The organism is Prevotella pallens ATCC 700821 (genome assembly GCF_000220255.1).
GTDB lineage: Bacteria > Bacteroidota > Bacteroidia > Bacteroidales > Bacteroidaceae > Prevotella > Prevotella pallens.
Genome location: NZ_GL982513.1, coordinates 50261 through 64059 on the forward strand (window position 1 = coordinate 50261; position 13799 = coordinate 64059).

General features: G+C 38.8%; 8 protein-coding genes. 3 read left to right on the plus strand and 5 right to left on the minus strand.

Annotated elements, in window-relative coordinates; translation table 11 throughout:
- Positions 1–154: 154 nt before the first annotated feature.
- Genes HMPREF9144_RS00245 through dut form a run of 4 tightly spaced genes read right to left on the minus strand, consistent with a single transcriptional unit; the run spans position 155 to position 5210 of the window.
- Entirely contained in the window at positions 155–2116 is a 1962-nt protein-coding gene (locus tag HMPREF9144_RS00245) for a peptidoglycan DD-metalloendopeptidase family protein (protein ID WP_006043748.1), read from the minus strand.
- A complete protein-coding gene (lolB1, locus tag HMPREF9144_RS00250) occupies positions 2117–3016 on the minus strand; it encodes a lipoprotein insertase outer membrane protein LolB1 (protein ID WP_006043749.1) in 900 nt (299 codons plus the stop codon).
- On the minus strand, positions 3013–4716 hold the full coding sequence (locus HMPREF9144_RS00255) for a tetratricopeptide repeat protein (RefSeq protein WP_006043750.1): 1704 nt from the start codon (positions 4714–4716) through the stop codon (positions 3013–3015). The genes lolB1 and HMPREF9144_RS00255 overlap by 4 nt, the downstream gene beginning before the upstream one ends.
- Positions 4717–4772: 56 nt before the next feature.
- Positions 4773–5210 (minus strand): dUTP diphosphatase, encoded by a 438-nt coding sequence (gene dut, locus HMPREF9144_RS00260; protein ID WP_006043751.1) that lies wholly within the window; start codon positions 5208–5210, stop codon positions 4773–4775.
- A gap of 125 nt (positions 5211–5335) precedes the next feature.
- Between dut and dgt the strand changes: the two genes are divergently transcribed.
- From dgt to HMPREF9144_RS00275, 3 genes are read left to right on the plus strand one after another with little or no spacing between them, the layout of a single operon-like run.
- On the plus strand, positions 5336–6673 hold the full coding sequence (gene dgt, locus HMPREF9144_RS00265) for a dGTP triphosphohydrolase (RefSeq protein ID WP_040595447.1): 1338 nt from the start codon (positions 5336–5338) through the stop codon (positions 6671–6673).
- A gap of 12 nt (positions 6674–6685) precedes the next feature.
- Positions 6686–7681 carry a YqiA/YcfP family alpha/beta fold hydrolase gene (locus HMPREF9144_RS00270; protein ID WP_006043753.1) on the plus strand — a complete coding sequence of 332 codons (996 nt, stop codon included), beginning with the start codon at positions 6686–6688 and terminating at the stop codon, positions 7679–7681.
- Entirely contained in the window at positions 7678–11037 is a 3360-nt protein-coding gene (locus HMPREF9144_RS00275; RefSeq protein WP_006043754.1) for an AAA domain-containing protein, read from the plus strand. Before HMPREF9144_RS00270 ends, HMPREF9144_RS00275 begins: the two co-directional genes overlap by 4 nt.
- Before the next feature lie 791 nt (positions 11038–11828).
- Here HMPREF9144_RS00275 and HMPREF9144_RS00280 read toward each other — a convergent pair.
- Entirely contained in the window at positions 11829–13757 is a 1929-nt protein-coding gene (locus HMPREF9144_RS00280) for an Omp28-related outer membrane protein (protein ID WP_006043756.1), read from the minus strand.
- Positions 13758–13799 lie beyond the last annotated feature (42 nt).

Genomic DNA, 13799 nt, shown 5'->3' on the forward strand with positions numbered 1-13799 from the left:
ACAAATTAAGAGAGATTATTCTATAGAGAAGTATAAATTATAGAGATTTTAGAATAGGTAGTAAAGGTTGCAAAAAACAGTAAACCATAAAGCCAAACAACTGAGATTGTTGTCTGGCTTTATGATTTATATACATAATAAATTAAGGTGCAGCTTATCGGAGCCACTGTTCCGGATCCAGCTTTTGAGTCTCTTTGTGAAGTTGGAACTGGAATATTCCGCCCGAGTCTACTGTTCCGAGTGTCTGCCCTGTACCAACTTGCTGACCTCTGCTGACACTAACGCTGCCCAAGTTCAGGTAAACAGAGATGTAAGCACCGTGGCGAACCATTACAAGAGTAGACCCGCCAACGTGCGAAACACTGGTTACTTCGCCTTTAAAAACGCTGCGAACAGGGGCACCTGGCGACGCTTTGATGGCTATTCCATTGCTACTTAGCTTAACATGCGACAGTCCTGCCACGTTGTAAGTACCGAAACGCTTCACAATAGGTCCTGAGACTGGCATTGGCAATCTTCCCTTATTATTGGCAAAACTACCAGTAATAGCACGGTCTGCCGATGATAGAAGCGAGTTATTCTCGTTTGCACGGTTAGCAGCAGCCTGTTCTCTGTCTGCCCGTTCTCTATCTGCTACAGCCTTACGTTCGGCTGCTACACGGTTAGCTTCAGCCTCGCGAGCTTGCTGATTGGCACGTTCGCGTTCCATATTCTCCTTTGCTCGTGCTTGATCTTCAGCACGTTTAGCAGCAGCAGCTCGCTCTTCGGCACGTTTCAACTCACGAGCTCTCTTTGCAGAAGCCTCAGCCTCAGCTGCACGACGAGCCTGTTCCGCTTCACGACGAGCCTGTTCTGCCCTTTCTTGTGCCGCTCTACGCTCACGCTCTAACTGTGCCGCTTTAGCAGCAGCTTCGGCTTTTGCCTTGGCTTCGCGTGCCTTGGCTTCAGCTATTCGACGTGCATTTTCTTCGGCAGCACGGCGTGCAGCTTCTCGTTTTCGTGCCAATTCTTCAGCACGTTGCTTGGCTGCTGCAGCACGAGCTGCGGCTTGTGCACGTGCCTCTTCCATTGCACGCTCACGCGCTTTTCGTATTTCTATAGCAATCAGTCGGTCAATCTGTGCATTAATTGCTTGTTGTTTTTTCTGCCTATCAGATATAACTGACTGCAGAACCTTTTGGTCGTTCTGCAAAGAAGCTACCACTTTTTGCTGCTCAACCTTCTTATTCTCCATCTGAATATGGACATTACGTCCTTTCACAAGTAAATTACTCTTATGCCCACGCACTTGTTCCAATTGATTATGTTTATTATCTACTTGGGCTTGTTTCTGCTTTAAGAGTTCGCCTTGTGCTCTTTGGTAAGCCGCATACTCTCTAACGAAACGAAGACGACGATACATTTGCGTTAGTGTTTTGGCAGAAAAGATAAACATAATCTTATCTTGAATGCTACGGTTGCGTGCCATATAGCGCATAGAACGAATGAAACGAGAACGTCGCTCGCTCAATTGTGTTTCGAGAGAGCGTAGCTGTCCCTTTAAGATACCGATATTTCCATCAAGATGTTTTATATCTGTTGAAATGTTATTAATAGTTTTTTGCTGATGTCCTATCTCTGTATCGAGCGTTAAAATCTTCTGAAGACGGTTGTCTACATCCTTTTGTTTTGCCTTAAGTTCGTGTTCGTTTTCTGTTATTTCCTTCTGTATCTGTTTATTTTGCTGCTGTAAACCCTTTATTTCTTCGGTTGTAACATATTTTATTTGCTGTTTTTTTCCTTTTGGCTGTCGCTTTTGTGCAAGTACAACACCCTTTTTATGCAATGCACCCGACTTAGTTGTTTGTTGCTGCTTGGTAGGGAGTGGTGCTGTGTGTTGTTTATCTACAGGTTGTTTCTTACTATGTTTAGCTGCAACTTCACTCCTATCAGACAAGTGTTTTTCAGCCTGTTTTTTTGAAGAACCAAGTTTAATAGCCTCTTTTTTTGTAGCCTTATTCTGGTTTATTTGCTGTTCTGTATGTTCATTTTTAACTGTTTTCTTTTTATGCTTCTGCGCATATAAACTTAGAAAGCAAGTGTTCAGTATTAATAATATAAATAAAATCCGCTTCATTTAAAGTTGCATTAATTTACCCAAAATATCTTCTACACTCACCTGTTCGTACTTCGTAGATGGTGTTGTAAAACTCTCCCAATCGGCATTATCGCCAAGTTTATCAAGTTCGAATGTGGCTGTAACAACCTTTTGTCCCTTTGGTAAGGGTGTTGTTATTGTTATCTTATGATAGTAAGGAAACATTTTTGAGCCGATTTTTTTAAAGTTTCCATAATCCCAATTCAGTGTAGAAACACCGTGAACAGCACTACTATACTTCGCTTCAGCTTCGCGAATAAAGTTTGTAACAGGCTCTACTATCCATTGATAATTCATTTTTCCATCGTTCAGAATAATAGAGGTACCCTTCTGAGAGGCATTTTGCGATGCATTAAAAGCTACTTTGAATTGTGTTAGGTTGTGTTCTCCAACACGTTGTTGTCCTGGAATGAAGAGCTGATTCCAAAATAAAGCTTGGAGAGAATAGAAATTTATACCATTGTTTTTCAAGAAAGCTACATCATTATATTTAGCTTTCACATATTGTTTATGTATTCTATCAATAAACAATACGTAGTCTTTCGTAAACTCTATGCGTCCAACTTCGCTACGAATAATAGGAATGAGAAGTTGCAAACGGATAACCTCGTCTTTGCGCATGTGTAGGATACCCGGCACAGAAATTTCTTTATTACCTGTATTCACTGTAAAAGAGAGGTCGGAAACAAGATTTTTTTGATAGAGTGCACCATCAGAAACACGTTGCATAAACTGTATTTGCTGTTGTTTAAGCGATGTTGATGATCCAGACGAGGTGGTGCCAATCGCACCCGATGGCTTTATAACAGACTTCTGTGTGCCACAGTTTGCTAAAAGCAAAATGGCAGACACAGCTATAACTATATTCTTTATTTTCATTCTGGTATGTATTTCTTTAAGTTTATTTTCTTTCTAAGAGTAGCACTATTATTACCCAATTGCAATGCTTTTTGCCACGCTTCTAATGCAGCTTCTGGCTTTCCTGCCTGATAATATATATCTCCGGCATGCTCGAACAGAGTTCCACTAGGAGTAGAATCGTTCTTTATAGCTTGTTCTATATAGGTATTAGCCTCTTCGTATCTACCTTGTAAAAAGAGAATCCAAGCGTAAGTATCGAGGAAAGTAGAATTTGTTGGCTCCTTCTTTATTGTCTTATAACTCATTAACTCTGCCTTTTTAAGATCACTTTTCGTTAAACTGAGATAATAAGCATAGTTATTCAGTGCTGAAAGGTTATCTGGACGCCAATGTAAACAGCTGTCATAAGCTTCGAAAGCCTGCTTTTCTAATCCCTTTTCGTGCAGAATATCGCCCATAATAGCATAGAAATCGGAAACAATATTAGGGTCGCTGTCTGGCTTTATCTGTGCTACTCCTTTCTTAAATGTTTGTAATGCAGCCTCGTTTTCTTTCTTCATATATTGCGCAAAGCCTTCGAAGTAATAGAAAACCATTTCTTCTGGGTTATATTCTTGTGCCGAACGAGAAATAGAAATAACCTTATCGTATTGTTTATCATTCCAAATGTTCTGAATTAAAGCTATTCTTGCGCGTGAATTATCGGGTTCAATGGCAAGAGCTTGTTCGTAAACACTATTTATACTATCCTCTGGTGCATGCTTTAAGTTAAGATAAGCCGCTTTCATAAGCACAATATCAGCATCTTCTTGTGGGTATGAAAGAACACGATTGAACAGTTTTATCACCTCAAGACTATCTTTTGTACTGTCGTCTTGATTGTCCATAATAGCCTGACGGAGTAGTGCCATTTTGGTTTCTTTCTCTGTTTTCTTCGATTCCAATAGCTTTCTGGTAAGCTCATCTACCATTTTTTCGTTCTTTGTGTCCCTATAATAGTCTAACAAAGAGAGCTGTGCTGCAGCATTATTTGGATCTTCTTTCAGCACAGTTTGATATTCGTTATAAGCCTCTTTCTTCTTATTGTTCTGTAAAAGCCAGTTGCCCAGCATTACACGATAGTTCAATTCTAATGGGTTTTTCTGTACTAAGCGAAGCAGTTCTGCCTGCGCTTTTCGTTTATCGCCCATTTGCTCATAGATTTGCATCTTTGTTAGAGATAGCTGTTCACTAGCTCCTGAAAGCAATTCCATACGTTCTATCATCTCAATCATCTTCTTATAGTTATTTTGTGCCCCATAAAGTTGATAAAGAATTTGTAGAACATCTTCTCGAGTTTTATTGCTTGTGTAAAGCTGTTCGTATGTGGTTAAAGCGTCTTCGTAATTATTTTGCGAAATATAGAACTGACCTAACTTTTCCAAATAAGTAGAATTATCAGGTGCAAGTTTGGCTGCTTGCTCGAAATTGTAGCGTGCTGCTTTGCTATTTTGCATAGCAACGTAGTATCCTGCTATCTCATAATATACCTCAGGAGCCTTCGGATTAATATCACGAGCATGATTTAGCAAATCGAAAGCAGCAGCTAAGTTGCCCATTTCTTGCTGTCGAATAGCCTCTAAAAAGAAGTAATTGTAACGTGTTATCCTACTTTCGGTTTGTGCGTTTCCTTGCAAACCTATTGTGATAAGCACAGCAATAAGCATTGCTCGTACCATAAACTGTTTAAAAAAATATACCAATTATTATCCCTCCTGTATAAATCGGCTTGTTATTACTTTACCCCAGTATGTCCATAACCACCTGCGCCACGTTCAGTTTCGTCAAGAATATCTACTTCTATAAACGTTGCTTGTTCGTGGCGAGCTATTACCATTTGTGCTATACGCTCACCATTGTTTATAATAAAGTCTTCAGTAGAGAAGTTTATCAGCAGCACCATAATCTCGCCACGATAGTCGGCATCTATAGTTCCAGGGGTATTCAACACCGTTATACCATGTTTTAAAGCCAAGCCACTACGTGGACGCACCTGTGCCTCATATCCTTGAGGGAGCGAAATATACAATCCTGTAGGAATTAAACGCCTTTCCATTGGCTTTAAAGTAATTGGACTATCTATATTAGCACGCAAATCCATACCTGCGCTCTGTGTTGTTGCGTATGTTGGTAAAGGTTGTGTACCTTTATTAATAACTTTTATTTGGACCATAACATTATATTATAATGTGCAAAAATAATGAATTATACGCACATATATGAATTTTCAGACCTAAAAAGGTAGAAATTAGCCAAATTTAAGTACTTTTGCGTAGGCTAATCTTTTTAGTATTTATGATGAATTGGCAAAATCTTATCTCCAATAAACGGCTCGGGCAGGAAAACCGGCACGCTTTACGGCACGATGACAGGTCGGAGTTTAAACGCGATAGCGATAGGCTTATCTACTCGGCACCTTTCAGACGACTACAGAACAAGACACAAGTGTTTCCACTTCCTGGCAGCGTTTTCGTGCATAATCGACTTACTCATTCACTAGAAGTAGCATCATTGGGTAAGTCGTTGGGCGACGATGTGGCACGAAAACTCATAAAGAAGCACCCCGAATTACACGGAACGCTTTTTGAAGAAATTGGCACAATTGTGCAAACAGCCTGCTATGCACACGATATGGGTAACCCTCCATTTGGACACAGTGGTGAAAAGGCCATTCAAACATTCTTCACAGAAGGGGCAGGAACTTATTTAAAAGAAAAAGTTAGCTCTCGATTTTGGAACGATATTACACACTTTGAAGGTAATGCGAATGCTTTTCGTCTACTCACTCATAGGTTTTTAGGTAGACGCGAAGGTGGTTTTGTTATGACTTATGCTACATTAGCCAGTGTTGTAAAGTATCCGTTCTCTTCTTCTCTAGCTGGAAAACATGGGAAATTTGGCTTTTTTATATCAGAAGAAAACACTTTCAAGAAGATAGCAAAAGAACTTGGTATTATTAAAAGGCAGACTTCGGGTGAAGGTGTTGCCTACGCACGCTATCCATTAGTATATTTAGTTGAGGCTGCAGACGACATTTGTTATGAGATAATGGATATTGAAGACTCCCACAAGCTCAAACTTCTATCGTTTGAAGAAACCTCTGAATTGTTGTTAGGATTCTTTGATGAAGATACAAAAAGAAGTATTCGAAATCGTATTATAGAAGAAGGTGTTACCGATAAGAACGAACAAGTGGTATATTTTCGTGCTTGTGCCGTTGGATTATTGGAGGCATTATGCGTTGATGTGTTTGTTGAAAACGAAGAGTCTATACTTAATGGTACATTTGAAGGTTCGTTAATAGACCATATTCCTATGCTTCCACGCAACAATTATAAACATTGTTCAAAGGTTTCAATTGAGAAGATATATAGCAGCAGAACTGTTCTCGATGTGGAATTGTCGGGATATAAGATAATGGAAACACTAATGGAATCGCTTATCAGTGCCGCTGTTGAACCAGAGAAATTTCATAGTAGACAGCTTATTCGGCGTTTCTCAAGTCAATACGATATACGAAACCCACATCTCGAAGAACGTATTATGGCTGTAATCGACTATATTAGCGGTATGACTGATATATATGCGCTCGACATTTACCAAAAAATAAATGGCATTAGCTTGCCTATCATCTAACGTTTGAAAGGTATGGAAAATCAATACAAGAAAACATTCGCAGACTTAATGGTAAACAAGAAACTTGTTTACGTACATGGCTTTATGTCGTCAGGGGCTACACACACTGCTAAAATATTGCAAGAGTATATGCCACAATGTACTGTTATTGCTCCCGATCTACCAATTCACCCAGAAGAGGCAATGGAATTGCTGCGAAAAATACAAGCCGACGAACGTCCTGATATTATTATTGGCACGTCAATGGGAGGAATGTACACTGAAATGCTTTATGGCACAGACCGCATTTGCGTAAATCCAGCTTTTCAAATGGGCTCTACCATTAGCGAAAGCAATATGCTCGGCAAGCAAATTTACCAAAATCCGCGTAAAGATGGCATTCAAGAGGTTATTGTTACTAAGTCTTTGCAGAAGGAATATAAAGAAATAACAGAACAATGCTTTGCTTCTGTAACGCCAGAAGAGCAAGAACGAGTATATGGATTGTTTGGTGACGCCGACCCTATTGTACATACTTTCGATTTATTTCATCAACATTATCCGCAAGCTATCTATTTCCACGGCGAGCATCGTCTTATAGAGAAAGCCATTTTCCACTACGTTATGCCTATCATTAGATGGATTGACGATAAACAAGAAAGGCGCGAACGTAAAACAGTATTCATAGACTGGAATACGTTAAGCGATGATTATGGCAAACCAAAATCATCGCTACACAAGGCTTACGAGTTTCTTCTCAACAACTACAATGTTTATTTTATTGCGCCAGCACTCACCAATAAGCCTACAAGTTTTACAGAAATACAGGCATGGATATCCGATGCTTTCAGTGCACCTGCATGGAATCGCACCATCTTTGTTAATCAGCCACAATTTCTTCTGGGCGATTATCTCATTAGTACACATATTTATGATGAGTTTATGGGAACGATATTACCTTTTGGTAGTGATGAATTTAAAACATGGGAAGAGGTTATTACTTTCTTTGAACGGTTAGGAGGACAATGACAGAAAGCTTTATAACGGCTCAGCAATTATTCAATAGAGTATTAGAAGTTATTGAATTTACCGACAACCGTTACGACCTGCAAAATCATTTAATGCACGAAACGCTTGTATTGGCGTGCCATGAAGGACTGAAAGGTACTCGACACGGATTTGGAAACCTCTCTTCACAAGTCGATTCGCTTTGTAAAAAACATAATATAAAAGCACAAGATGTTATTGCTATACACTTAATGCGACGCCATAGCAATTCTATTGCGCCCATCTCACACAACGATTTACTATACGATTGTAGGGCATTAGCTCTCTTTATTGCTGCTGTTTTCAACACTTCAATACCTTCTTATCTCGTAGACAAAATACCTATCGAAGGTAGGCGCACGGCTAATATACAGATAGCAAACTATAAATACATTCGCTGTACTGTTCTTTCGTGGAACAACAAATATATTAAGGTGAACGTATTGAATCAAGAATGTAGCGAAGAAGAGGTATTGGTAGACTATGTTAATACTCCTGAACATATTGACCTTAACTATATTGGTAAAATATTATGCGAGGGTATGCAACTCAATCTCTTAGATTGTAGCGTTACTGGCAAGCGTATTGTACCACGAATAATTGTTGTAGAACCCGACTTTCTGGTAGATATCTCTTCGATAGCTAACTGCTTTGAAGACTACGGGCACCACCCATTATCGTTCATTACAAACCGTTTACAAACCAAAACTACATCTGCAGCAATTCTATTGGGAAACTTTTCTGATACAGCACTCGATGAAATCATTAACAATCCACAATATGAACTAAACGAAACTCTAAAGACTAATTTCCAAAACAAAGCTTTAGACTTTGCCACATGCACCGATTTCTATCCGGAAAGGTTTAAATACGACTGTAAAGAGCAAACTAAGAATATCCAAGACATCGTTAACGACCTATTTAAAAATTATGATAAGAAGAAGGCTATACTCGAACCATCGTTCGTTTGCGAGAGTTTAGGTATTCAAGGACGTGTCGATTTAATGACAACCGACTTTCGTTTACTAGTGGAACAAAAGTCTGGAAAGAATTTCTATATTGCAAGCAATCGACTTAATAAGCATGGTTCAAAACACATAGAAAAGCATTACGTGCAGGTTCTACTCTATTTTGGTATACTGCAATACAACTTTAACCAAAGTGCACGCACTACAAACATTCATCTCCTCTATTCTAAATATCCACTTCCCAATGGTCTCTTAGAAGTGGAATCGCTTCAATCGTTAATGATGGAGGCTATTAAATTTCGCAATCAGGTAGTTGCAACAGAATATTGGATAGGTAGTAACGACTTCGCAAAACTCATTCCATTTCTCACGCCCAGTACTTTAGTAACAGAAAACTGTAATCAAAACTTCTTCCAGCAATGGGTTTTTCCTCGTTTAAATGCCACCTTAACACCACTCCACACGCTTACACCGTTAGAAGAAGCATACTTCTGTAGAATGATGCGCTTTGTGATGAAAGAACAAATCATATCGAAAGTGGGATATCAAGAGGGGACAGGAAGTAGCAATGCCGACTTATGGAATATGCCTTTAACTAGTAAAATTGAATCGGGAAACATATATACTGCACTAACCATAACGAAAGAAGAAAGAAGCACTGAACATAGTGGATACAATTGCATTACTTTTAAAGTACCAAAACAAGGCGATGACTTTCTTCCAAACTTTCGCCGTGGCGATATGGTGTACCTCTATGCTTATAGAAAAAACGAAATTCCAGACATACGAAAGGCTTTTTTGTTTCGTGGAATACTACAAGAGCTACACAGCGATACAATTGTAGTACATTTGAGAAATGGACAGCAGAATAGAAATTCGCTCGCAGGCGAATTATTTGCCATTGAACACTGTAGCAGCGACATTGGTTGCACTACCGCCATTCAAGGTCTACATACTTTCATTACAGCGTCCAAAGAACGTAAAGATTTGCTTTTAGGACAACGTACACCGCAGCGAGACACTAAAATACAACTCTCAGAAAGTTATAACCCAACTTACGATGATGTTATTTTGCGTGCTAAACAAGCTACCGATTACTTCCTTCTAATTGGCCCACCAGGAACAGGGAAAACATCTATGGCATTGCAATATCTTGTAAGAGAACACAAAGAAAAGAATATTTTGCTGCTTTCTTATACTAATCGAGCCGTAGACGAAATATGCGGAATGCTTACCGAAAATAATATCCCATTTCTTAGACTCTCTAAAGAATACTCGTGCGACCCACAATATACCAACAACCTGCTTAGCAATGCCGTAAAGACTAACCCCACACTCACCCACATAAAACAAACTATCAGCCAAGCACGCATTATTGTCAGTACCACAGCTAACCTCTCTATTCACACGGCTATCTTTAGCATTAAGCATTTCGAGCTTGCTATTATAGACGAAGCTAGTCAGATTTTAGAACCCAACATTGTTGGTTTACTTGCTGCACACAACGGCGAAAAGCAAGTTATAGATAAGTTTATACTGATTGGCGACTACAAGCAGTTGCCAGCCGTAGTGCAACAAGATAGCGAAGAATCGGCTACCAACTCGCATTTACTAGAAAACATACACCTACCGAACTGTGCTAACTCGCTATTCGAACGTCTTATACTAACCGAGCAGGCTGCACATCGCACCAATTTTGTTGGAATACTGCACAAACAAGGACGTATGCACCCAGAAATTGCCGATTTTCCAAATACTTATTTCTATGCACAAGAACAATTAGAATGTGTACCGCTATCACACCAAAAAGAAGATCATTTGTGCTATAACAAACCAAGTGAAGACTCATTCGATGACTTTTTAAAAACACACAGAATGATATTTATCTCTTCTAAATCGTGTCATCAACCCAACATATCAGAAAAGGTAAATACAGAAGAAGCACGTATCGTAGCTAACGTTGTTCGCCGCCTTTATCGCCAAATAGAAACAGGTTTCGATGCACAAAAGTCGATTGGTATTATTGTGCCCTATCGAAACCAAATTGCTATGGTACGAAAAGAGTTAGAACAACTTAACATTCCAGCTATTGAGGACATAAGCATCGACACTGTGGAACGCTATCAAGGTAGCCAACGCGATATTATAATCTATTCGTTCACCATTCAGAACCGCTTCCAACTGGAGTTCCTTACTGCCAATACGTTTATGGAGAACGATAAGCCAATAGACCGTAAACTAAATGTTGCCATTACCCGAGCACGCAAACAACTTATTCTTACTGGTAACGAAGCTACTCTACGACAGAACTTTCTTTTCTCTGAACTGATAGATTATATAGACCACAGAGGTGGAAAGACAACTATTTAGACTTATTGCCTATAATGGTTTTAACAATCAAAGCATATTATACCTCTGCTTTTCCAGTTTCATTTACCCCAAACCAACCATTAGAGCCTATACATATTTTGTTTTATGCCACATTGGCTATTAAAACCAAATCGGCATTAAACCACAATATGTATAGTTCTTATTAGTATGGTATTGTTTTCCTTACATCTTCTATTTTCTTATCAGCATCTTATCTGTCTTTGTAACTTTACATAGCCCACTACGCCTGCATTGCAACGACTGACAATCTGCTTGATAATAAAACAAAATATGTTTAAGCTCTAATGATTGATTGTTGCTAAACCATAACTCTCGTTGTATATAATCTATACTATTCACACTACTACTAACAAAGGTTGTTGCTCTATATTATATCTGAAACACAAGCGATAGATAACTGAAACAAACACCATAGATATCTAAGACAATCGTTACAGATATCTGAAACGTTCGTAACAGATATCTGAAACAGAAGCAACTATTTATATCTGATTTATAGGGACATTTGAGACATTCCATCTGATTAATGAAAATCCAGTAGATTGTTACTATAAATTAGCGTTCTATTTTCTACTGTTCTTTAATTTACAGAAAGAACAGCTAATAGTTGCATAAAAAAATAGGCTAGACTTCTATTGTGAAATCTAGCCTTTTCTGTTATTTCGCTTCTGCTACACAATGCTTATAGTGTTGCGCATTTATAGAGTCAGCGAAAGTAGTATTTATTATCTGATTACAGTAATAATAATTGTATGAGATGTATACTCAAATTACTTAACAATTACTCTTACCACTTTACCACTCTTATACTTAACAATGTTCACACCTTTCTGTGCAGTGTCAATCTTCTGTCCTGCAAGATTGTAGCGAGCAACTATTTCGTCTTGAGCGTCTACATTTGCATTCTCAATACCTGCTGTAAGAACTACAACATTAGTCAAATTAGTTTGATTAACAACGAGTTCACTCTTAGGAGTAGCGTTATTGCCTAACTTAGGAGCCACGAAAGCAACTACATGCATATTCTCTGCTTTATATCCAGCAGGAATTGTGTAAGTGAATTGTTGGTCGAAGTTATCATTATTCCAATTAATGTTATCGCCAAAGATGTTTGTTAAGCACTGACGGAATGTGTTGTTGTGAACATAGTTCTTAATTTTCTGTCCTTTATCAATCTGTGGACTAACAAGTCCGTCTTCAGTTACATAAACATAAATAGCATAATCCTTAAGGAAGTTTGCAGCGTTCTTAACACCAGTACCCTTAACATCTACTATCAATTGGTCGTTTTGCTCATTTGCAGTTCTATCTACCTTTGCAGCAACATCAAGATTTACGAATGCAGGAAGGTCATTGTTTGTTTGGTCAAACATATTGCCGAACATTTCAATAGCCTGACTGAATGCAGCCTCTTTGAAGGCAATTGCTGTTGTAAGCTCGCCCTCGATAAGGCTTCTGTTAAATGCTGCCATCGGATAACCGCTAGCACCAAGTGCCTTCATAATAGCGATTGATTGTTTTGTTTGGAAAGGATCGTCAGTCCCCATTGGACCGTGAAGTGCAATCCAAGCCAAATCTTGACGCTTCTCTTGTAACTGTTTCAAGAGTCTAGAACCAGTAGGACACCAAGTACAAGTAACAGCAGTGAATTGTTCTATAAGCTGCTTTTGTCTTTGAAGTGCTGTTTCATATAAGTTAATGTCAGATTCGTAAACATCATTAGCTGTGTTTCCTGTTGGCGCAGCACCATCTACTTTAGTAATAGCAAACTTAATTTTGTGTGAACCTAATGCAATTCCAGTTGTAGGAATTTCTATAACATCAGCCTTTAAATTACCATCTACAGTGCCATTCACTGTTTGCTCTTTAATCTGATTACCATCAACAGTAGCTGTTACTGTGTACGAATTGATAGGCGTTGTACCATAGTTGCTAATGTTTAATGTGAACTTTGTATTGTTAGACGCCTTTGTAAATTTATTGTAAGTAACGCTGTGGAGCATAATATCCTTTGCAGGATAGTCTTTCTCTACTACAGCTTGAATTGCAAGGTTACCATATTTCTCTGAACCAAACTCGTACAAGTCTTGGCCACCTTCCATCATAGCATATACCTTCTCTATCGTTCCTTCTTTTTGTAACGATATAGGATAGCATTCAGGAGTTGAGCCTTTCTTCTGTGTATAAGTAAAACCTAACATTATACCCTCTGCTTTGCTAAAATCGATAGTATAAGGATTGGTAAATGTTACGTCGTTCCAACCTTTCTTCGCATTACTAATTTCTTGCTCAGCAACCAAATCGCATCTCATCTTACCACTAGCAGTGCTATAAGTAAACACCTTTAGAGTGATTGCGCCAACGCCATCGGCAGGTATCGCAACACGCATACTAATAATCTTACCACCATCGAATGAGCCTGCAATCTCTTTACGAATAGGTGTTACCATTGTAAGTTTACCTTCGTTTTGCGTAAAGCCTACACCTTTATCGTTGTAGTTATCGCTAGTGTAATTACCCATATAACGCTGATTAGCAGGCAAGTTTGCACGTGTAGCCTTAAGACTATTATGAGACTTTACCGAACTAATTGGTTGAGCGAGGAAAGGTTCTGCCTCGTTCAAGGTTAAGCTACCATTCTGTGCGGTGGCAGCAATTGCCATTGCAAATGCAACGCATGATAATAGAAGTTTCTTCATTTGTTTTTGGTTTAGTTAATATTCGATTTATTACTACTTCTG